A 22371-nucleotide genomic window follows, 5' to 3' on the forward strand; every position below is an offset into this window, starting at 1 on the left:
GCTTTCAGCCGAAGGACGATGTGGCGCCCGACCGGGACGATGATCCCGGCGCCCCGCCGGATGGCGGTGTGCCGCCCGCATCTGGCCCTGACCGATCCACCGCCGAGCCCGAACCTATGGTCCGCCCCACATGCCGCAACCGCAATGCCGAAGTCGATTTCCGTGGCGAGCGGCGATCGAACGCCACCCATGCGTCGATGAGCGATCCCGAGGCCCGGCTGTTCAAGACGTCTCCCGGCACCGGGGCCATGCTGTGCTTCATGGGCCATAGCCTGATGGAGAACCGTTCCTCACGGCAGCCTTTTTCAGCAGCCTGCTAGGCGATGCTCGCGCTCAGCTGCGCGATCAACTCCTGCGCGGCGCCGCGCAGGGTCTGGCCGCGGCGATAGAACAGGATCAGCGGCACCCCGGGCAGATGCACGACGGGTCGCACCGCCAAGCTGTCCGAACGGATGTTGTCCGCGGTGAGTTGGTCGATCACGCCAACCCCACCGCAGGCCTCGACCAGTTGGCAGACGGTCGAACAGAACGGCACCTCGCAAGACGTATCATAGGCGAGGTTGAACTTCTGAAAGGTCGATCGGATCGTGTCGCCCATCGGTGACCAGGCCGGATCGTAGGCGATCAGACGGCTTGCGGCCAGCGCGGGCAGCGTAATTTCCGCGCTGCCAGCCAGCGGATGCTCGCGCCGCATCACTGCCACCAGCGGGATCGTGGCAAAGGTCTGGGCCTGGAAATCGGCCTTGGCCGGAAAGGCCATCTGCATGCCGAAATCGGCGCGACCGCTGCGCACATCCTCTTCGGGGTCGGTCACCCAGAGGCGTAGCCGCCGCTTCCAATCGCGAAATCCCGCCTGCGCCAACCGCGTGCTGAGAAACCCTTCAACAATCGCCGGAGTGGCCGAGATCGTGACGCTGATGGTGTCGCGCTGTTGCAAGGCGCGGACCCGGGCGTTCACCCGCGCCTGGGTCGCGAAGATTGCGGCGGTGTCGGAAAACAGCGCCTGCGCCTCTGCCGTTGGCATCAGCCGGTTACCGGTCCGTTCGAACAGCCGCAGCCCGAGCTGGCTTTCCAGTCGTTTGAGCTGGGCGCTGACTGCCGGTTGCGACAAGCCCAGCACGCGGGCCGTCTCGATCGTCGTACCGACCCGCATCAGCGTGCCGAACAGCTCCATTTCGCGCAGGTTCACTATCAGAATTCCGATACTAGATGCCTTTTTAATAATTTTACTGATTGGACGGACGAATGCTATCGAAAAGCGACAGAATTAAGTCAGCCGGAAAGCCTCTCACATGTTTCTTACCCAGACCCCGGAATGGACCCGCCGCGGCACGGCGCTTGTCGCACGGATCGAGGCCGCGTTCGGTGCCCGCGGGGTGCATGGCGAGACCATGGGGCTGGTGCTGGTCGAACGCGGCGTCGACGGCCAGCCGCAGGGGTTTTCCTGGCGCGGTGACTGGCGCTGTTATCCGTGCAGCCTGGTCAAGAGCTTCCATCTGCTGCATGCGCTCGATCAACTGGCGCAGGGGCGGCTGGTGATGCACCACGATCTGGATCGTGCCCTGCGCGACATGATCCTGTGGTCGTCGAACACGGCGACGAATTACGTGATCGACCTGCTCAGTGGCACCACCGGCGACACGTTGCTCGAGGGAGCGGCCTTCGAGGCATGGCGTGATGCGCGCGAGGGGCTGAACCGGTATTTCGCCGCGCGGGACTGGCCCGAATTCGCGGGCTGCAACATCACGCAGAAGCTGATGGACGACATGCGCTATGGGCGGGAGGCGCAATATGCCGGGGCCGCGGGGGAATATCTCAACGTGCTGACACCGCTCGCCTGCGCCCGGCTGATGTGGGAGCTGTACGAGGGCGCCGACCTTGGCCTGCCGCCGGCGGAAACGGCGCGGGTCCGGGACGAGATGGCGCGCGACCGGCGCGATCCGCGCGCGCAGATGTCCGCCTATCAGCTGTCGGAATACCTCGGCGGCGGCATGTCCGAGGGCACACGCCTGTGGTCGAAGGCCGGGCACAACACCTGGACCGGCGATGCGGCCAGCTCGTATTTCAAGCATGACATGATGCGCTGGATCCGCCCCGACGGACGCGCACTGATCGTGGTGCTGATGACCCAGGGCAAGGAAACCAGCGTCGACGATCCGATGATCTTCCCCGAGATCGGCGCGCTGCTTGAGGCCGAATTCGCGGCCCCCGCCCCGCACCCCACCGAGGCACTGGCATGACCGCCCGGCGCACGCTGTTTCCCGCCTGCGCACCCTATCACGAAGGGTTCTTGCAGGTTTCGGCCCTGCACCGGATCTATTATCAGGAGGCCGGCAACCCGCGGGGCAAGCCGGCGCTGGTGCTGCACGGTGGTCCGGGCGGTTCGATCAGCGATGCGATGCGCCAGATGCACGACCCCGAGGCCTATCGGATCATCCTGTTCGACCAGCGCGGCTGCGGTCGCTCGACCCCCTATGCCGAGATCGCCGAAAACACCACCTGGGATCTTCTGGCCGATATCGAGGCGCTGCGGGCGCATCTGGGTATTGGCCGCTGGCAGGTGGTGGGCGGCTCCTGGGGCTCGACGCTGGGCCTTGCCTATTCGGTGCGCCACCCCCAGGCGGTGACCGAACTGATCCTGCGCGGCATCTTCCTGATGAGCGATGCCGAACTGGGCTGGTTCTATCAATCGGGTGCCTCGATGATCCATCCCGAGGCCTTCGAGGCCTTCGTGGCGCCGATCCCGCCGGCCGAACGCGACGATCTTCTGGGCGCCTATCACCGGCGGTTGTTCGGCGACGTGCCAGAGGAGGCGCTGATCTGCGCCCGGGCCTGGTCGCGCTGGGAGGGGGCGACGCTGTCGCTGTTGCCCGATCCGGAGCGCGCCGAGGCCTTCGAAGACCCCGAGACGGCGGTCGCGCTGGCCCGGATCGAGGCGCATTACTTCGTCAATCGCGGTTTTTTCCCGGGCCCCGACTGGCTGCTTGGCCAGGTCGCGCGGCTCGCCGGGCTGCCGGTCACGCTGGTGCAGGGGCGGTATGACATGGTGACGCCGATGATCGGCGCGCATCGGCTGGCGCGGGCGCTGCCGCAGGCCGAGCTGATCGTGGTGCCCGATGCCGGGCATGCCGGTTCCGAGCCCGGGATCATCGACGCCATGGTCACCACCACCGAACGCCATTCGCCGCGCGTGCCGATACCGCCCGGCTGACCCATTTCAACCCCACCAGACCCCTGACCAAACGGGGGCCCCCTTCCCAACCGAGAGGATCTTCCATGCAACATCGTTTCCTGCGCTCCACCCCTTCGATGCTGGCGCTACTGGCCGTGCTGGCGCTGCCCGCGGCGGGCTTCGCCGAAACCGTGCTGAACCGCGGCAACCTTGACGATCCGGAATCGCTCGATCCGCACCGCACCTCGACGCTGGCCGAGGCGAACCTGATGCGCGATCTGTTCAGCGGTCTGATCGGGCTCGATGCGGACGCACGCCTAGTGCCCGACGCAGCCGAAAGCTGGACCGTTTCCGACGACGGGCTGGTCTATACCTTCACGCTGCGCGCCGATGGCAAATGGTCCGACGGCAGCCCGGTCACGGCGCAGGATTTCGTCTTTTCCTGGCAGCGCGTGGTCACCCCCGAGACCGCGGCCGAATATGCCTACATGCTGGCGCCGGTAAAGAATGCCTCCGAGATCACCGCGGGCAAGTTGCCGCCCGAAGATCTGGGCATTCGCGCTCTGGACGATCACCGGGTCGAGGTGACGCTGAATGCGCCGACGCCCTATTTCCTCAAGATGTTGACGCATCAGTCGACCTATCCGGTACAGTCCGCCAATGTCGCCAAGTTCGGTGCCGCCTTCACCAAACCGGGCAATCTGGTCAGCAACGGCGCCTATACCCTGACGGACTTCGTGCCCAACGATCACATCACCCTGACCAAGAACCCCGAATTCTGGGATGCGGCAGGCGTCGCGATCGACCGGATCGACTATTACCCCACCGCCGACACCGCCGCTGCGGTCAAACGCTTCGAGGCGGGCGAACTGGACACCAACCGCGATTTCCCGACCAGCCAGACCGAGGATCTGCGCGCAAAATTCGGCGATCAGCTGCGGGTGGGGCCGACGCTCGGCACCTATTACTACGGCTTCAAGACCGATAAGGCACCGTGGAGCGATCCGGCGCTGCGTCAGGCGATCTCGATGCTGATCGACCGGGAGTTCCTGTCCCAGAAGGTCTGGCAGGATACGATGCTGCCCGCCTATTCCTTCGTGCCGCCGGGGATCGAAGGCTATCAGAGCGCGCTTCTGGACTATGCCACATTGGGGCAGATCGACCGCGAGGATGCCGCGACCGAGATCCTGACCGGGCTTGGCATCACGCCCGAGAGCCCGATCAAGCTGGAGCTGCGCTACAACACCTCCGACAACAACACCAACACCGCGGTCGCGGTGCAAGAGATGCTGGCCCCCTTCGGCATCGACGTGAGCCTGGTCAATCTGGATACCAAATCGCACTATGGCTATCTCGAGCAGAAGGGCGATTACGACATGGCCCGGGCCGCATGGTTTGCCGATTATGCCGACCCCGAGAATTTCCTGTCGCTGTGCACCAGCGGCACAGGGAACAACATGACCAATTATGCCAGCCCCGAGTTCGACGCACTGATGGCCGAGGCGGCGGCAGAGGCCGACCCGAAGGCGCGGATGCAGACCCTGCATCAGGCCGAGGCACTCGGGGTGGCGCGCGATCTCTGTGTCATGCCGCTGATGTTCTACAGCTATCACAACCTGGTTTCGGATCGGGTCGAGGGCTGGAACGACAACGTGCTCGACGTGCATCCGAGCCGTTTCCTGAGCGTGAAATGATCGCCCGGTGCCCGGCCTTTCCGGTCGGGCACCGCCCCTGACCGTCGCGAAGGACACTTGATGACACGCTATATCTTCTGGCGATTGCTGACCGCAGTGCCGACGCTGGTCGCCGTGGTCACGCTGACCTTCTTCATGATGCGCGTGGCGCCCGGTGGCCCGTTCGACCAGGAACGCGCGCTGGACCCGGTGATCCGCGCCAATCTCGAACGCGCCTATCACCTCGATCTGCCGCTGATGCAGCAATATACGATCTATCTGGGCAATCTGGTCCGGGGCGATCTGGGTCCCAGTTTCACCATGCCCGAATTCAGCGTGGCCGAACTCTTGGCGGCAGGGCTGCCGGTGTCGGTGCGGCTGGGCGGCTGGGCACTGGTGGTGGCTCTGGTGCTGGGCGGCGCATTGGGCGTCTGGGCGGCACTGCGCCGCAATGGCTGGGTCGACCGGCTGGTGGTGACGCTGGCCACCGCGGGCAGCACGATCCCCACCTTCGTGGTTGCCCCGGTGTTCCAGCTTGTCTTCGCGCTCGGCCTGCGCTGGCTGCCGGTGGGCGGCTGGGACGGCGGCGCGTTTCGCAACCTGGTCGGACCGGTGATCTGCCTGATGCTGCCGCAGCTTGCCGTCGTTGCGCGGCTTATGCGATCCTCGATGATCGAAGCGCTGCACAGCCATCATATCCGCACCGCCCGCGCATTGGGCCTGAGCGAACTGGCGGTGGTACTACGTCATGCGTTGCGCTCGGCGCTGCTGCCGGTGGTGTCCTACGCCGGCCCCGCCGCAGCGGCGCTGATGACCGGCTCGGTCGTGGTCGAAACGATCTTCTCGATCCCGGGCGTCGGGCGCTACTTCGTCGATGCCGCGCTGAACCGCGACTATACCGTGGTGATGGGCGCGGTCGTGGTGCTGGCGGTTTTCACCATCCTGTTCAACCTGATCGTGGACATCGTCTACACGATCATCGACCCGAGGGTGCGCTATGACTGACGTTGCGACCATGCCGGAACCGGCCCCCGAAGGGCGCGGACTGTCGTTCTGGGGCAATGCCTGGGCGCGGCTGCGTCGCAACCGGCTGGCGATGGCAAGCCTTGTCTATCTGGTGCTGATGGTGCTGGCCTGTGTGTTCGGGCCGATGCTCGCGCCCAACAGCTATGACCGGATCTTCCAAAGCTACACCAATGAGCCCGCCAGCCTGGCGAGCCACCCGCGCGCCGAGGCCGTCGGCCCCGCCTTCGAGGCCGCGGCACGGCGCGCCCGGCTCGAGGTGACCGACTGGCGCCGCGAGGGCGACGTGATCCATGCCACCCTCGCCACCGGGGGCCGTGCGGTCGACCCGCGCGCGGCGCGCTATTTCGACCGCTCGGACCTGTTCGAGGGCACCGAGCTTATCCCCGGGGACGCCGATACGGCGCAACTGACCACGCGGATCGAACGGCACCGCTTTCTGTTCGGCACCGATGCCACCGGGCGCGACCTGATGGCGCGCACGCTGATCGCAGGGCGGGTGTCGCTGTCGATCGGGCTGCTGTCGGGGCTGGTCGCGATGGTCATCGGCGTGCTTTACGGCGCGATCTCGGGTTTTGCCGGCCGGATCACCGATCAGGTGATGATGCGCATCGTCGATGTGCTCTATTCGCTGCCCTTCATCTTCTTCGTGATCATGCTGGTGGTATTCTTCGGCCGCAATTTCCTGCTGATGTTCGTGGCGGTGGGCGCGGTGCTGTGGCTCGACATGGCGCGGATCGTGCGCGGGCAGACGCTGTCGCTCCGGCGGCGCGAATTCGTCGAGGCGGCCGAGGCGCTGGGGGTCAGTTGGTCGCGGATCCTGATCCGGCACATCGTGCCGAACCTTCTGGGCCCGGTGATCGTGTTCATGACGCTGCTGGTGCCGAATGTGATCATTCTGGAAAGCTTCCTGTCCTATCTCGGCTTCGGGGTGCAGGAACCGATGTCGAGCTGGGGCGTGCTGATCGCCCAGGGTGCCCGGGCGATGCCTTCGGCGAACTGGATGCTGCTGTTTCCCTCGCTGTTCCTGATCTCGACACTGTTTGCACTGAATTTCCTCGGCGACGGGCTGCGCGATGCGCTCGACCCGCGCGACCATTGAAGGGAGAGGCCGGATGACCAAGCTGGATGAGATTGGCACCACGCCGCCGCTTCTGTCTGTCGAGGGGCTTTCGATCCGCTATCGTGGTGCAGGGGAGCCGATGCTTGCCGTGCGCGACGTGTCCTTTCATGTGAACCCGGGCGAGATCGTCGCGATCGTCGGCGAGAGCGGTTCCGGCAAGAGCCAGTCGATGCTGGCCGCGATGGGCCTCTTGCCGGGCAATGCCACCGCCGAGGGGCGCATCGCCTTCCAGGGGCGCGACCTTCTGGGGATGGCACGCAGCGATCTGCGGGCGCTGCGCGGGTCGCAGATGTCAATGATCTTCCAGGAGCCGATGACCTCGCTCGATCCGCTCTACCGGATCGGCAATCAGATCGTGGAACCGATCCTGCGCCATCAGCGGATCGGGCGCCGGGCAGCGCGGGCGCGCGCGCTCGAAATGCTCAAGCTGGTGCAGATGCCCGATCCCGAGCGCAAGATGCGCGCCTATCCGCATGAGCTTTCGGGTGGACAGCGGCAGCGGGTGATGATCGCGATGGCGCTGGCCAATCGCCCGTCGCTGCTGATCGCGGACGAGCCGACGACGGCGCTGGATGTGACGATCCAGGCCGAGATCATCGCCTTGATGCGCGATCTGCAGCGACAGAACGGCATGGGGGTGGTGTTCATCACCCATGATCTGGGGCTGGTGCGCCATATCGCCGACCGGGTCTATGTGATGCGTGCCGGCGAGGTCGTCGAACAAGGCGCAACCGACGCGCTGTTCACCGCCCCGAGCCATCCCTACACCCGCGCGCTGCTCGATGCGGAGCCGAGCGGACACAAGGCCCCGCCCGCCCCCGAAGCCCCCGAGATCCTGCGCACCCGGGCGCTGCGCGTCAGCTTTGGCAGCGGACGCTCTCGGCTGGAGATCCTGCATGGCATCGACCTTGATCTGAAGGCGGGCGAGACGCTGGGCATCGTCGGTGAAAGCGGATCAGGCAAGTCGACGCTGGCGCGGGCCATTCTTCGGCTGATCGACGCGAGCGGCGAAATCCGCTTTGACGGGCACGATCTGACAGCCTTGGGGCGGCGCGCGCTGCGGCCCTGGCGGGCGCAGATCCAGGTGGTGTTCCAGGACCCGTTCGGTGCCCTTAGCCCACATCTGAGCGCGGGCCAGATCGTGACCGAAGGCCTGCTCGTGCATCGCCCCGATCTGGATGCGGCCGCCCGCGACCGCGCCGCGATCGCCGCGCTGGAAGAGGTCGGGTTGCCCGGTGCGGCACGACATCGCTATATCCACGAATTCTCGGGCGGGCAGCGCCAGCGTATCGCGATCGCCCGCGCGCTGATCCTCAAGCCGCGTCTGCTGGTGCTGGATGAGCCGACCTCGGCGCTCGACCGGATGGTGCAGCGTCAGGTGATCGACCTGCTGCGCGATCTGCAGGCGCGGCATGGGCTGGCCTATGTCTTTGTCAGCCACGATCTGGCGGTGGTGCGGGCGCTGGCGGATCGAGTGATCGTGATGAAGCAGGGCGAAGTGGTCGAGCAAGGCGCTGTCGAGCAGGTCCTGACCGCGCCGCAAACCCCCTATGCCCGCAAGTTGATGGCAGCAGCAGGCCTTGAAGACCTGGGACGCATCGCCAATCCGATCCGCCAGATGCCGGAACTGAGCAGCTAACGATGATGAACCGCTTTGCCCTGCGTCGCGAATGAGCGGCAGCGCTCATCGCGGTTGCGCAGGCATCGGCGGCATATTCGGCGCGAAGACGAGGCAAAGGATCCGATCAGAAAGGATTTGTTCAAGCTTTGGCCAAGGCTGCCTTGGCCAAAGCTTGAGAATACGCGGGGCGCCACTTAACGGAAACCCTGACGGCGATTGAGCTGCAGACCGGTCCCGGCTCCTTGCATCCTGCCGTGAGCGGAGCCCGGGGATGCCCAAGCGGAGAGCGCAGGGGGCGCACAGGTTATGTGCTGCCCTTCATGACCGGCGCCAACCATGCCGGATACATCGCTTCGATGGACGTCAGCAGCATCTCCTCGTCGCGCGGCGCCGGCAATCTCAGCCAGGCCTCCACAGCGCCTGCCGCCCCGTGCCCCAGATAGGCCGCTTGGAGTTTGAATGCTTCTGCATCCCCCCTCGCGGCAGCGACATAGCCCTCGCCCGGGCTAGGCAATTGAGCTGCCCCAGCCGGTCAAGGATATCGTCAAACGATGCGGCGGCGGGACTGCGATTGCCGACCTGACCCAACGGGCTGCGGGCTTGCGATCAACACGACACCGCAAAATCCCGCCCTGTTGAGCGATCAGGTGACCTGCCCTGTCGCGCGCCGCCCGCTACAGAACTTCTCATCATTCGCGCCCCTCTGACATGATCGCCAATCGGACCTTGACCCTCCAGTGGGGGGAAGGACTATTTAACTGTGCGGAACAGTCAGGAATATTCGAAATGTCGCAACATTCCCATCAGCACCACGATCATTCATCCCATGACCACGCGGATCAGGGTCACAGCAGCCATGGCCACGCGTCTGCGGAAGCGGGAGAAACGGCGACTGATCCCGTCTGCGGCATGTCCGTCACCATCAAGCCGGACACCCGGACACGGGATTTCGACGGCGGCACCTTCTATTTCTGCTCAGCGGGTTGCCAAACGAAATTCGACGCCGATCCCTGGTTCTATGCCTCCGGCAATTCGGCGAAGGTGGGCAAGCCCGTCCCACGGGGCACCCAATGGACCTGCCCCATGCACCCGCAGATCGTGCGCGACGAACCCGGCGCCTGCCCGATCTGCGGCATGGCGCTGGAACCGGTGGTGCCAAGCGATGAACCATCCGAAGAGCTGACCGATTTCACCCGGCGGATGTGGATCAGCGCCGCCGCTGCCGTGCCGCTGATCATCCTGACAATGGGTGAAATGATCGGTCTGCCGGTGCGCGACGGGATCGGCCACAGGATCGCTGTCTATCTGGAATTCCTCCTGGCAACGCCGGTCGTCCTCTGGGCGGCGCGGCCCTTCTTCCGGCGCGGCTGGGACTCCATCAAGAACCGCTCGCCGAACATGTGGACACTGATTTCGCTCGGCGTCGGCGCGGCCTATCTCTATTCGCTGGTCGCCACCTTCCTGCCCGGTGTTTTCCCCGAGCAATACCGGTTGGATGGCAACGTCGGCACCTATTACGAGGCGGCGGCGGTCATCATCGCGCTGATCTTTGTGGGCCAAGTGCTGGAACTGCGCGCCCGCGAACGCACCGGCGATGCCATTCGCGCCCTCATGGTTCTGGCGCCCAAGACCGCGCGCCGCATCCTGCCGGACGGTTCTGAATACGACGCGCCGCTGGAAAACATCGTGGCGGGCGATCTGCTGCGGGTGCGCCCCGGCGACAGCGTGCCGGTCGATGCCGAAGTCATCGAGGGCCATTCCTCGATCGACGAGAGCATGATCACCGGAGAATCGTTGCCAGTCGAAAAGACCGAAGGTGATCGGGTGACCGGCGGCACGATCAACAAGAACGGCACGCTGGCGATCCGCGCAACCGCGGTCGGCTCCGACACCGTGTTGGCACAGATCGTCGATATGGTGGCCGGCGCGCGCCGTTCGCGGGCACCGATCCAGGGCCTTGCAGATCGCGTTTCGGAAATCTTCGTGCCAACGGTCGTGGGCATCGCCCTTCTCGCCTTTGCCGTCTGGCTGTTCGTGGGGCCAAGCCCGGCCTTCATCTTCGCCATCGCCGCGGCGGTTTCGGTGCTGATCATCGCCTGCCCCTGCGCGCTCGGGCTCGCGACGCCGATCTCGATCACAACGGCGGCGGGGCGCGGCGCGCAGGCCGGCGTCCTGATCAAGGATGCCGAAGCGCTGGAACGCATGGCCCGCGTCGACACCCTGATCGTCGACAAGACCGGCACGCTGACCGAGGGCCAACCGAAGCTGACCGATGTCATCGCGCTTGGGGACCTCCCAGAGGATGAGGTTCTCTCCTTCGCCGCGGCGCTGGAGCGCGGCTCGGAACATCCGCTCGCCGAGGCCATCGTCGAGGGGGCCCGCGCGCGCGGCGTGACGCTCGAGAAGGCGACGGAGTTCGAGGCGGTGACCGGCAAGGGCGTCACCGGATCGGTGGGTGGCCGGTCCGTCGCGCTTGGCAACAGCGCCCTGATGCAGGCGGTCGGCGGCGATATCGCCACCTATGAAGACCGGGCCGACGCGCTTCGGGCCGAGGGCAAGACCGCGATGTTCGTCGCCGTCGACGGCGCTTTGACCGGCATCGTCGCGGTGGCCGACCCGATCAAGGAGACCACCGCAGCCGCGATCCGCGACCTGCATGCCCAGGGCCTGCGGGTCATCATGGCCACCGGCGACAACCAGCACACCGCCGAGGTGGTGGCCGCAAAGCTCGGCATCGACGACGTGCGGGCGGGTGTCCTGCCAGAGGGGAAAAAGGCCTTCGTCGACGAATTGCGCGCGGCGGGCCGGTCGGTCGCCATGGCCGGAGACGGTGTCAACGACGCACCGGCGCTGGCAGCGGCGGACGTGGGGATCGCCATGGGCACAGGTGCCGATGTTGCGGTGGAAAGCGCCGGGCTGACGCTGCTGGGCGGCGATCTCACCGGTATCGTGCGAGCGCGCAAGCTGGCCAAGGCGACGCTGCGCAATATCAAGCAGAACCTGTTCTTTGCCTTCGTCTACAACGCGGCCGGCATCCCGTTGGCGGCCGGTGTGCTCTACCCGGTCTTCGGCCTGCTGCTCTCCCCGATGATCGCCGCCGCCGCCATGTCGATGTCCTCGGTATCGGTGATTGCCAATGCGCTCAGACTGCGGCGGCTGCAGCTGTAACGGCGCGGATCGCCACGGGCCCCTGACATTGGCCCCAGGTTCGCGGGCCGGGATGGTGTTGCAGTGATGATCGTCTCGCGTGATTGGCGCGAAGTTCGGATGTCACTCGCGGCCCATCCCTGGCCACGAGAATTCTCTTGGTAATCGAAGCAGTTACAAGCGCGGGCCGGTCACCGGCGGGCGCGGCAGGACGATCATCCTGGCGGATGTTGAAGCACGGCCCCCGCAGCCTCTGGCCGCGGGGAAAGGTGCCTTGCTCAGCGGGGTACCATGCCGTTCACGGGATCGCTCAGACGAAGAGGAAATCACCGGTGTCGAGATCGCCCAGCGTGACGCCCAGCAAAGTGATCGAATTGCTGGCGTCATAGCTGATCACCACGTCGCTGCCGACCTGAGCGCTCGCCGCAGAGACCGCCGACCAATCGGCGAAGGCCTCGGTGCTCAGTTCGATCAGATCGACCGAGGACGAAGCACTGCCGGCGTTGAAATCAGTAACCACATCGGCGCCGAAATCCGTTCCGCTGAAGACAAAAGTGTCAGCCCCGTTGCCTCCGGTCAGCGTATCGTCCCCGACCCCGCCATCGAGCGTATCGCGACCGGCACCACCGTAAAGCGCATCGTCGCCGGCCCCGCCCAGCAGCGTGTCCTGACCGGCCTGGCCGCGCAGGATATCATTCCCGGCCCCGCCGTCGATGTAATCGGCCCCGGCCCCGCCGAATACGGTATCATTGCCTGCCCAGGCCTCGATCACATCAGCGCCGCCGGTGCCGTTGATGGTGGTGCCATAGGTGTCGAAATAGCTGTTGAACCCGCTGAAGACCATCCCGAAGGCACTTTGGTCATCCAGCGTGCCATGGTTCGACAGCACATAGATCGCCTCGGTGAATTCGGTGTCAGTACCCTCGATGGTATTGTCAAAGACAACCTCCAGTTCCTCGGTCTGGGCAAAGCCGGTCGTCGACGACCCGTCCAGGCTGTTGCCGAAGGTCAGGCTATCGACATAACCGTTGAACCCACCGGGCGCGCCGTAAGTGAAATCCCCCGACAGGATCGCGGAAGAGGAGGAGTCACTGGTATCCCCGGCGGCCCATTGCGAATAGGATGCCCCCCCATCAGGATAGAAATAACCGCTGTTATCGGCGGTATAGCCATCTTCCCAATCGCTCAGATATTGCTGCAGATCGCTGCTGGCGCTGGTCAGGTTGATCGTCACTGGTTGAAGTGCCATCTTCTGTCTCCTTGATTGCACACTCGTCTTGTCCGCCTCATGGCGAACCCCTTCTCCCGGCTCCGCGCCGGGAATCTCCATGCGATTGCCTTGCGGGTTGTGCTTGGTTTCAGAACGTCACGGTCAATGACACGCGCGCGGTGCGGCCCGGGGAGGGGATCCCCCCCGAGGACAGCGCGGTGTAATAGTATTTGTCGGTAATATTCTCGATGCTGAAGTTCAGCATGGTGGTGTCGTTGAAGGCATAGCTGCCGAACAGGTCATAGACCTCGTAACTCGGCCAGGTGAAATTGGTGCCGACCTGACCCGTTTCGTTTTCCACCGCTCCCCAGTCGCTGCCGAAACGGACACCGGCGAATTGCGCCCGGGCGCCAAGGGTCAGCCGGCGATCCAGCAGACGCGCCCCGATGGATACTGTCCCGGAATATTTCGGCGGGATGTAATTGGCGGTATAATCCCGCCCCAGCGCGTCGGCCGATCCCGGCGTGCCGCATTGGCCGTTATAGCAATATTCGATCGAGTTATACCGCGTCAGCGCCGCCTCGACGAACCAGCCCCCGGCATCATAGGCGCCCGAGATTTCATAGCCCCGGTAATCGGCGCGGTCGATGTTGGTCCACTGATAGGGATACGTTGAGGCCGGGTCGGCCGAGGCGCGCACGATATAATCCCGATACCGGTTGCGGAACAGCGTGGCCTTGAGGCGCAGGTTGTCACCAGGCAGGAACACCCCTTCGCGCAGGACGTTCAGCCCCAGTTCGATGTCCTGCGCCTTTTCACCTTGGAGATCCGGATTGTTGACCAGAAGGTTCTGATAATTCCAGTGGGTTTCCCGCAGACTGGGCGGGCGCAGCCCCTCCTTGTAAAGCGCGAAAAGCTGGATGCCGGCATAAGGCGTATAGGTGATGCCGGCGTTCGGGCTCAGGTGCCCTTCGGACCGGTCGGGGTAATCGGCCAGATACCCCTTGCCACGGGATTCGTAATAATCATAACGCAGCCCACCCCGCAGCTCGATCCGGTCGGTGACATCCGCCCGCAGGTTCACATAGCCGCCGAAGGTCTTGCGGATGCCCGAGGGGCCCGGCGTCTCCCACCGGGTGCCGTTCAGCCACTGATCGGTCGAGGCGTCCTCTCGGGTGAAATTCATCCCGACCTCGATATCGAGCGGGACAAGTCCGACATCCACCGCCGCGGTGTTCGATATATCCCCGCCCCAGGTCCGCACCTGGCTGTTGCCATATGCGGCCGATCCCGGCGCAAAGCTGCCGTTCACCCGGTCAAGATCCGTCATCCAGAGGTTGGCGCGCAGGTTGACCCAGCTATAGGCCGCCGGCTGCCAGCGGTATTTCATCGTATAGGTGTCGACCGTCGTCTGGCTCAGCGCCCGCTGTGCGTTGCCGTACCAGGGGGCATACATCAGCTCCATGATCTCGCCATGGGTGCTGTCATAACGGGAATAGCCCAGTTGCAGGTTGTGGCCGTCGCCCCAGCGCAGGCTGCCCTTCAGCAATATAGACTGGGTATCTTCCGAGGTGTTGGACACCTCCTGCCCCGGCCGCACGATGGAGTTGGCATTGGTCTCGCCCGGGAAGCGGAAATAGGACGGCGCGAGGGACCCCGCGAAATAGTTGCCCTGCTTGCGTTTGGAAAACGCAGCGATGATGTCGAAGTTGTCGCTGGTGGTGGCGGCGGCGATGCTGCCGGTCCAGCTGTCGCTATTTAGAAAACTGGGGTCACTGGCCTGACTGGACGTGCCGATTGCCGACGGTGCCCTGGTATTTCCGCCCAGCCCCCCCTTCAGCCGCACACCCCAATCCTTGCCCTCGGGGATGATATCCTCGGGCAGCAGGGTCCGCACGGCGACCGATCCGCCGATGCCGCCGCCGGCGCCACCACTCGGCCCCTTGGTAATGTCGATGCCACCGATCAGGTCCGGGTCGATATAGGTCTCGTCCCGGCTGCCGATATAGCCGCGATAGGAACTGGTGGTCTGTTCGGTGCCGTCCACCGTCACCTTGACCCGGCCCATTCCCTGCAACCCCCGGATGTTCGGGTTGACCGAAGTGCCGACATGATTGCCTGCAGCGATCACACCGGGCGTGTTCGAGAACATGTCCCCGGCCGAGGTCGGCGGCACCCGGTCGATCTGCTCGCGCGAGATATGCGAGACCGACCCGGCGGTCTTATAGGGGGTATCCTCGGTGAACCCCTGCCCGAGGCTGCTGCTCGCGACGGTGATGGCGTCGAGCACGATCAGCCCATCCTCCGCCCCCAGTTCCGAGGCCATCGGCGGCGCCGGCGCCTGTTCGACAATCACCGCGCCACCCGCGACCCGCCAGCTCACCCCGGTGCCCCCCAGCAGCCGGGTCAGCGCCTCATCCGGGGCCATGGTGCCCTTGACCGGCTGCGAGCGGAGCCCTGCCGAGGTCGCCGAGGCAAAGGATACCGGCAGCCCGGCCTGACGACCGAACTGGCCCAGCGCATCGCGCAGGGGCTGGGCCGGAATGTCAAACGCCCGGGCGCCGGAAACGGACGGGCCCGCAGTCTGGGCACGGGCGACAGAGGCGATCGGCCCCGGTCCCGCCATCAGGGCCGCCAGCGCCACGCCGATCATCAGCAGCCCCCGTCCGCGACGGTGACCTTTCCGATCCAATCCACCCGTTCCCAACATGCGTCTTTGTCCCTTCGTTCCTTCTGCGCACCCCAGAATTTCGGCGCGCTCTCAGGAATAAGGACAAACAGCTCGGCCAAATTGTCAGGCCGGAGACCGGATTTTCACAAATTTCCGATATTTTTTGTCAGAAAACTTCAGAGCCGGGTGATCACCCGCCCCAGTGGAGTGAGATCGCGGACCTTCGCCCCGAAGGGGGCGGCCAGCAGCGCCAGCGCCGCATCAGCGTCGTTCAGGTCTATCAGCGCATTGACCCGTTGCAGGGCCAGGGTGCGATCGGGGATGACGATCCAGGCCGCCGGATGATATCGCCCGACCACCTCCACCGCCTCGGCCAGGGTCATGTCGCTCAGGAACATGCGGCCATCGCGCCAGGCACCGATGTCCTGCGGCGTGACGGTCTCGATCCGTGCGGCCCCGCTGCGATGATCGACGATGATCTTCTCTCCGGGTTTGAGCCGATACCCCGCCCCGGTGGCCTCGGGTGCGGCCTCCACCGCACCGCGGAGCAGCGCGACGGTGGTGGCCTCCGACGTCACCAGTACATCGAAGGCGGTGCCGTGCACCGTGATCTCGACCCCGGCAGCCTCGACGACGAAGGGGCGGGCACGATCCGGGGCGACATCAAAGAACGCCTCCCCCGCCAAGAGTTCCACCTGCCGCACCTTCCCCTTCAGATCGGCGCGAACCGCACTGGCGCCCCCCAGCTCGACCAGGGACCCATCGGCCATATGCACCGTCTCGGTCTCGGCCCGGGCGGTGCGGTAATCGGCGCGCACCGCCAGCAACATCGCCGGCAGCGCCAGCCAGAGCACGGCCGCAGCCGCCACCGCCAGACCGCCGGCCAGCAGCCTCCCCAGGCGCCGCCGATATGGCCGCAGCGGCACCACCGGCGCCGCCTCGGGCACCCCCAGCATGTCCCAGGTGCGCTGAACCTGCTGCCAGGCGACGCGATGGCGTGGATCGGCAAGCCAGCGCTCGAACGCCTGCCGCAGCTCGGCATCCTGCCCACCGGCATTCAGCCGCAGCAGCCAATCCGCCGCCGCCTCGAATACCGCACGCTCTGTTCCGTCTTCGTCGCTCACCCTGCCCAGTCCCTCGTGGCCGTGTCGCTGGCTTTATGGGACAGACCGCTGCGGCTGCCCCCCTTTTCTGTGCTATTCCTTGCCGCGCGCCGCCGCTACTCCACCGCGCTCTCGGCCTCCTCCTGCCTGAGCTGCAGGCTGACCTCGGCCAGCGCGGTCTGCGCCAGCCGATAGGCGGTGCGTTCGGACACCCCCAGATGCGCGGCGATCTCCTTCATCGAATGGCCGCCGATACGATGCATCCTCAGCGCCACGCGCTGATCCTCCGACAGTCGGGACAGACCCCGCATGACCCGCTGCACCCCCTCGCCGAATCGAACCGTTTCCTCTGGCGCCGGCAACGCGGCGGGCAGGCCCCAGTCTGGCACCTCCTGCTGCAACTGACGACGTTCGTAATGATCGCGCCGGCGCAGGTTCAGCGCCAGATTGCGCACAACCCGGAACAGATAGGCCCGCGGGTGACGCATGTGCTCCGGCCCCGATGCAAAGCGGATATAGGCCTCTTGCACCACGTCCTCGGCGGCCTCCCGCGATCCCAGCAGCCGGAAGGCATAGTCGATCAGCACCAGGCGGTTGCTCAGATAGGTCGCAAAGTGGATCTGCGGTTGGTCTGTCATCGGCCCTCGCTCTGGCGGCATACGTCTCAGGACGTTCCGAGGAGCGGCTGCCGTGACCCCATGCGAGACAGGTGGCCTCCTTCTGGGCGCCACCATAGGGCGTCACCGGGCGGGATGGAACCCGCATGAGACAGTTCATCCCCGCGCGTGCGGGGAACAGGACCTCTACACAGACGACACCCATACGGACGCCGGTTCATCCCCGCGCGTGCGGGGAACAGTTTCGCTCGATCCACTCAAGATCCACGGCGTGCGGTTCATCCCCGCGCGTGCGGGGAACAGTTCAACATTCTCGATATTTTCGAGCAGGACGCCGGTTCATCCCCGCGCGTGCGGGGAACAGACGACAGGCCGGGACGGCATCCTATCCAAGTCCGGTTCATCCCCGCGCGTGCGGGGAACAGTGCGTGAGCGGGATTTCCAGCCGCGCGCCGGTCGGTTCATCCCCGCGCGTGCGGGGAACAGTCTTCCTGTAGAGCATTGATCTACCACATTTTTTGCAATGTCAAAGAACGTACCGATTTTTTCGGCGAAAATTCCCGGCCCTCAGCCGCGCTTGTCGGGGAAGAAACTGACCAGCTTCAGCCCGTCGAAATCCACCGGAAGGCGCTGGTTTTTCGGTGATGAGGCCATCATATCCCTGATCCTGCGGCGCATTCCAGACCATCCCGCCATTGCAGCCCGGCGCCGGCGGCGCATTCATGCGCAGGACCCACCCCTAGAGGCTGAGCCCACGCTCCCTGGCCAGTTTCTCCAGCGCCGCAATGGTCCCGTCGTAGGAAGTCCCCGACTTCGGGAACCGGACCCGCTGGTCGCGATAGAATTTCAGCCAACTCCCGAGATCGTCTATCGGATAGGCATTCCACCACATGCCGATCTTCAGCGTGAAGGTATTGGAGGCGGAATCGTAGGTTGCTGTCGCAGTCATGCCCCAGCTTTACGACGGCTCCACGATAGCCTCCAGACCATTCTGCCCCTTCTCTCCAGGCGCCTGGACCACCCCGGGACACCCGCCGTTCCGGCGCGCCGCAGCTTCCGGCCTTCAGATTCTTCTGGCCTATTCTTCTGGCCTATTCTTCTGGCCTGAAATTCTGGCCGCACTTGCTGATCTCCGGTTCAGGATCCATTGATATGTTCGGATCGACATGAACCAGCGTTTGGCAATCACGTGTGAAAGCGCAACATGCCGGGGGCATTGGCTCTGCCCCCGATGGAGGTGCAGGAGCGGCAGGGACCGCAGAGGATGACCGAGCAGCGCAACGATGACATCGGCGCGCAGGCACGGCCCGGCAGACTGCCGGTTGCCGATTACCCGTTGGGGCATCGCGGTTTTTCCGGAACAGGGGTCAAGCTCGGTTCCCCCGAAGGCACAGGGCAGAGCTGTCACTGCCGACAAATCAGGGTTTTATCCGCATCGTCAATCTCCCCCATGAGGACCTGCGCAGTCCCGCGCGCCCGCGCAACGCGCGCATGCCTGCGCGCCTCATTCTTCACGGCCATAACCGGGAGATCGGCCTCTGCGCAGGGCCCGACAGTCGGGAGCCGGACAAGGTGCAGATCAACGGAACCGGCTGCAAGCGCTGGCGCTGGTGATTTCACAGTTTTTTTGGTAAACTGGATACAAGCACCCAGCCGGTCGGGCCCCCCCGATGCAGCACACGCACCGCCCAACGCGTGGGCCCATTGGGATCAGCAGCCCGCTGTCCACAGGCGCCACAGACCATCCTGTCAAATGCGGGGGGGCCATTCGCACAATCCAAGGTGACAAATCGAGACTGACGACTGCCTCACGAGGCGACGCTATGGAACTGTTCTACATTCTCTTGGTCTTGCTCGTCGTGACCCGCGCCTTTGGAGAACTGGCGGAGAGGCTCGCGCAGCCTGCCTTGGTCGGTGAGTTGGTCGCAGGCATCGCCCTTGGTGCGGCGGCAGCAGGATTTCCTGAGACCTTCCCGATATTGAGCGAACTGCCAGACAATGACGTCTTTGCCACGATCACGGATCTGGCGATGTTCTTTCTGATGCTCTACGCCGGCGTCGAGATGCAGTCCGAAAAGCTGTTTCAACGGTCCTCAGCCTCCCTCGCTGTGGCACTCGGCGGCATGATCGCGCCGCTCGGCCTGGGCGTCGCGCTTGGCTTGGCATTTTTGCCGGACACCCCCTTGCGGCTTACGCAATCCCTCTTCATCGGCGTCGCGCTGGCGATCACCGCGGTCCCCGCGACGGTGCGCATCCTCACGGATCTTGGAAACCTCGAGTCCCCTGTCGGCCAGATCATCGTCTCTGCTGCGGTCTTTGATGACATCCTGAGCCTGATCCTGCTGGCCTGGCTTACAGCGATGATCAGCGGCGGAGAGGCTCCGGACCTGGCCGACCTCGCCATTCTTTCCGGCAAGATCGCGCTATTCTTTCTGCTTTCCGCGGCAATCGGAAAATTCATCTTTCCCTGGGGCGGCCGCATCATGAGCCACCTTAAAATTCACGAGCTTGGGATCAGCGCGATATTGAACGGCGGATTTGCCTTTGCCCTGCTCGCCGAAGCGCTGGGGCTGCACTTCATCGTCGGCGCCTTTCTCGCGGGGCTTTTCTTCGGCCGTGGCACCATCGACAACGAGACCTATGAGCGGGTCAGTGAGACATTGTCCGCCGTCACATTCGGTTTCCTGGCGCCGATCTTCTTTGCCTCGATCGGCTTTCATGCCGACTTCTCCGTCATTTCCGCCGTTCCCTGGTTTCTCGCGCTCCTGCTGCTCAGCGCCTTCGTTGGCAAGATCGTCGGAGCCGGCGGCGCGGCGCGCATCTTCGGCTTCACGATGAATGAATCCGTCGCAATTGGTGTGGGAATGAGCCCGCGCGGCGCGGTCGAACTCGTCATTGCGGGGATCGCGCTCGACGCCGGCCTTTTCGTCTCGGTGTCCGAAAACGATGTCATTATCAGCAATCTGTTCTCGGCCGTCGTCATGATGTCGGTTCTCACCACCGTGATAAGCCCCATCATCCTGAAATTGGTCTTCGCGCGGCTCTGATCGCATGCCATCGCGCGGCACCAGCCCAGGCAACAGCCCCCGAAAGCGCGCCGGCATGGATTGGGAAACCTACGACCTCCCCCTTCCGCCCAAAGATGCGAAACAGAGCTCATTATCTTTTGAAATCAATGTGGTGCGGGTGAAGGGACTTGAACCCCCACGCCAAAGGCGCCAGAACCTAAATCTGGTGCGTCTACCAATTCCGCCACACCCGCACTCGGCGGCCCGGGCCGCGCGTGTGGGGCGTCATAGCAAAGCTCTCAGCGCGATGCGAGAGGAAATCCATTCCGCGATGCAGCATTTTCCGCAGATCATAGGCCGAGATCGCGGAAGACCTGCGGAAGGGTTTCAGGCAAATCCTCGGCGATCAGCCCGGGGCCGAAGCGGCGCGCCGCCTCGACATGCAGCCAGGCGGCCGTTCCGGCGGCCTGCATCGGCGGCAGCCCGCGGGCCAGCAGCCCGGTGATCAGCCCAGCCAGCACGTCCCCTGCCCCGGCGGTGGCCAGCCAGGGGGCGCTGCGGTCATAGATCGCCGCATGTATCGCGCAACGGCCATCCGGCGCGGCGATCACCGTCGAGCGCCCCTTCAAAAGCACCACGCACCCGGCCCGCTCTGCCGCCGCCCGCGCCGCATCCACCGCCGAATAGGCCGGACCATGTTGCGCCGGCGCAGCCAGACGCCGGGCCAGATCGGGGAAAATCCGCGCAAACTCGCCACCGTGCGGGGTCAGCACGCAATCGCTGTGCAACAGTTCGAACAGCTCTTCGGGCCCGTCACGAAACAGGCTCAACGCGTCAGCGTCCAGCACGGTCGCCCGACCGGCGGCCAGCGCCACCTCGACAAGTGCGCGGGAATGCTGCGTCACGCCCAGCCCCGGCCCGAGACAGAGCGCATTGAACCGGCGATCCTCCAGCACTGACCTGAGCGCTGCGAAATCGACGACCTCGACCATCATCAGCGCGGTGATCTGCGCCGCAACCTCTTCCATCGCCGATTGCGGCACCCCGAGGGTGACCAGCCCGGCCCCGACCCTGAGCGCCGCCCGCGCCGCCAGCCGCGCGGCGCCGGTATGCCCGGCGCCGCCGGTCAGCACCAGCGCATGGCCCTGAGTATATTTGTGCCCCACGCTGGGCTTTGCCAAAACCTCCGCCCGTGGCGCCCGCAGCAGGCACACCGCTCCGCGGCCGGCCGTCTGCGGCAGGCCGATATCATGAACCACCAACCGCCCGCAGTGTTCTTCTGCCGCGCCCAGATAATGGCCCAGCTTGGCGGTGTGGAAACTGACGGTCAGATCGGCGAAAACTGCGTGCCCCAGTACCCGACCGCTGTCGGAACACAGGCCCGAGGGGATATCGACCGCGACAACCTTTGTCCCGGCATCGACGCGCAGCGGCTCCAGCCGCCCCAGCAACATCGCGAGTTCGCCCTCGAGCGGCCTGGTCAGCCCGGTCCCGAACAGCGCATCGACCACGAGATCGGGAGCCGCCGCCCCAGAGACCGCGACGTCATCAAGGATCGAGGCATCGAGGCGCTCGCAGCCGCCGAGTTCAAGCCAGCGGTCATGATTGGCCCGTGCATCCTGCGGCAACCGGGTGGCATCGCCCAGAAGTGCCAGCCGCACTTGCCACCCCCGCGCCCGCAACATCCGCGCAACGACGAATCCGTCACCCCCATTGTTGCCGGGACCGGACAGAACGAGCGCCGATCGTGGCGCCGCCGCCAGTTCGGGCCAAGTCGCGAAAATCGCCTCGACGACCCCGCCGCCCGCGCGCTCCATCAGCTCGAGCCCGGACGCCCGCCCGGCCCCGATTTCCGCACTTTCCAAGCTGCGCATTTCTTCAGCGCTCAATATTCCCGTCATGCCAAGCCTTCGGCGTTTCATAAACGCATATAATTTAGTCATGTCGCACAAAAAGTAATCACACACCGAATTTCAACCCTTCGGTGCTTGACCACGGGTCGC

At 64.9% G+C, this 22371-nt stretch carries 15 protein-coding genes, 1 tRNA gene, 1 pseudogene and 1 CRISPR repeat array; of the genes and pseudogenes, 9 read left to right on the top strand and 8 right to left on the bottom strand.

Annotation, left to right across the window (positions count from 1 at the left end):
- Positions 1-290, top strand: a pseudogene (locus G455_RS24235) (IS5/IS1182 family transposase); the annotation flags it as partial.
- Positions 291-316: 26 nt separating this feature from the next.
- On the opposite strand, the gene G455_RS0114925 reads toward G455_RS24235, so the two are convergent.
- The gene (locus tag G455_RS0114925) at positions 317-1189 is read right to left on the bottom strand and encodes a LysR family transcriptional regulator (RefSeq protein ID WP_028094438.1); all 873 of its coding nucleotides are present in this window, start codon (positions 1187-1189) and stop codon (positions 317-319) included.
- 103 nt (positions 1190-1292) lie between these two features.
- Here G455_RS0114925 and G455_RS24240 point away from each other — a divergent pair, with 103 nt between their 5' ends.
- From G455_RS24240 to G455_RS0114965, 7 genes are all read left to right on the top strand, one after another.
- Positions 1293-2240, top strand: coding sequence for a serine hydrolase (locus tag G455_RS24240; RefSeq protein WP_051312540.1), 948 nt, complete (start codon positions 1293-1295; stop codon positions 2238-2240).
- On the top strand, positions 2237-3211 hold the full coding sequence (gene pip / locus G455_RS0114935) for a prolyl aminopeptidase (protein ID WP_028094439.1): 975 nt from the start codon (positions 2237-2239) through the stop codon (positions 3209-3211). Before G455_RS24240 ends, pip begins: the two co-directional genes overlap by 4 nt.
- 65 nt (positions 3212-3276) lie before the next feature.
- The gene (locus tag G455_RS0114940; RefSeq protein ID WP_028094440.1) at positions 3277-4866 is read left to right on the top strand and encodes a peptide ABC transporter substrate-binding protein; all 1590 of its coding nucleotides are present in this window, start codon (positions 3277-3279) and stop codon (positions 4864-4866) included.
- A gap of 60 nt (positions 4867-4926) precedes the next feature.
- The gene (locus G455_RS0114945; RefSeq protein ID WP_028094441.1) at positions 4927-5850 is read left to right on the top strand and encodes an ABC transporter permease; all 924 of its coding nucleotides are present in this window, start codon (positions 4927-4929) and stop codon (positions 5848-5850) included.
- On the top strand, positions 5843-6970 hold the full coding sequence (locus tag G455_RS0114950) for an ABC transporter permease (protein WP_028094442.1): 1128 nt from the start codon (positions 5843-5845) through the stop codon (positions 6968-6970). Before G455_RS0114945 ends, G455_RS0114950 begins: the two co-directional genes overlap by 8 nt.
- A gap of 13 nt (positions 6971-6983) precedes the next feature.
- On the top strand, positions 6984-8630 hold the full coding sequence (locus G455_RS24245; RefSeq protein ID WP_051312541.1) for an ABC transporter ATP-binding protein: 1647 nt from the start codon (positions 6984-6986) through the stop codon (positions 8628-8630).
- 768 nt (positions 8631-9398) lie between these two features.
- A complete protein-coding gene (locus tag G455_RS0114965; protein WP_028094443.1) occupies positions 9399-11780 on the top strand; it encodes a heavy metal translocating P-type ATPase in 2382 nt (793 codons plus the stop codon).
- A 289-nt stretch (positions 11781-12069) separates the two neighbouring features.
- On the opposite strand, the gene G455_RS25660 is transcribed toward G455_RS0114965, so the two are convergent.
- The 5 genes from G455_RS25660 to G455_RS0114995 all read right to left on the bottom strand — a co-directional run bounded on the left by G455_RS25660 (position 12070) and on the right by G455_RS0114995 (position 18309).
- Positions 12070-13008 (bottom strand): calcium-binding protein, encoded by a 939-nt coding sequence (locus G455_RS25660; RefSeq protein WP_051312542.1) that lies wholly within the window; start codon positions 13006-13008, stop codon positions 12070-12072.
- Between the two features lie 109 nt (positions 13009-13117).
- Entirely contained in the window at positions 13118-15661 is a 2544-nt protein-coding gene (locus G455_RS0114975; RefSeq protein ID WP_161629399.1) for a TonB-dependent receptor, read from the bottom strand.
- A 155-nt stretch (positions 15662-15816) separates the two neighbouring features.
- Positions 15817-16764, bottom strand: a complete 948-nt coding sequence (locus tag G455_RS0114980) for a FecR family protein (RefSeq protein ID WP_028094445.1) — start codon at positions 16762-16764, stop codon at positions 15817-15819.
- 95 nt (positions 16765-16859) lie between these two features.
- Positions 16860-17381 carry an RNA polymerase sigma factor gene (locus tag G455_RS0114985; RefSeq protein ID WP_028094446.1) on the bottom strand — a complete coding sequence of 174 codons (522 nt, stop codon included), beginning with the start codon at positions 17379-17381 and terminating at the stop codon, positions 16860-16862.
- Between the two features lie 133 nt (positions 17382-17514).
- Positions 17515-17846: a CRISPR direct-repeat array (repeat unit 27 nt; unit sequence GTTCATCCCCGCGCGTGCGGGGAACAG).
- Between the two features lie 253 nt (positions 17847-18099).
- Positions 18100-18309 carry an uL18 family ribosomal protein gene (locus G455_RS0114995; protein ID WP_028094447.1) on the bottom strand — a complete coding sequence of 70 codons (210 nt, stop codon included), beginning with the start codon at positions 18307-18309 and terminating at the stop codon, positions 18100-18102.
- 874 nt (positions 18310-19183) lie between these two features.
- Between G455_RS0114995 and G455_RS0115005 the strand changes: the two genes are divergently transcribed.
- Positions 19184-20407: a cation:proton antiporter gene (locus G455_RS0115005; protein WP_028094448.1), complete on the top strand. Its 1224-nt coding sequence runs from the start codon at positions 19184-19186 to the stop codon at positions 20405-20407.
- A 131-nt stretch (positions 20408-20538) separates the two neighbouring features.
- Here G455_RS0115005 and G455_RS0115010 read toward each other — a convergent pair.
- Together G455_RS0115010 and G455_RS0115015 are read right to left on the bottom strand one after the other, a co-directional pair.
- A tRNA-Leu gene (locus tag G455_RS0115010) sits at positions 20539-20622 on the bottom strand.
- Between the two features lie 96 nt (positions 20623-20718).
- Positions 20719-22269, bottom strand: coding sequence for a bifunctional ADP-dependent NAD(P)H-hydrate dehydratase/NAD(P)H-hydrate epimerase (locus tag G455_RS0115015; protein ID WP_028094449.1), 1551 nt, complete (start codon positions 22267-22269; stop codon positions 20719-20721).
- Positions 22270-22371 lie beyond the last annotated feature (102 nt).

It is taken from the genome of Pseudodonghicola xiamenensis DSM 18339 (assembly GCF_000429365.1).
Taxonomy (GTDB): domain Bacteria; phylum Pseudomonadota; class Alphaproteobacteria; order Rhodobacterales; family Rhodobacteraceae; genus Pseudodonghicola; species Pseudodonghicola xiamenensis.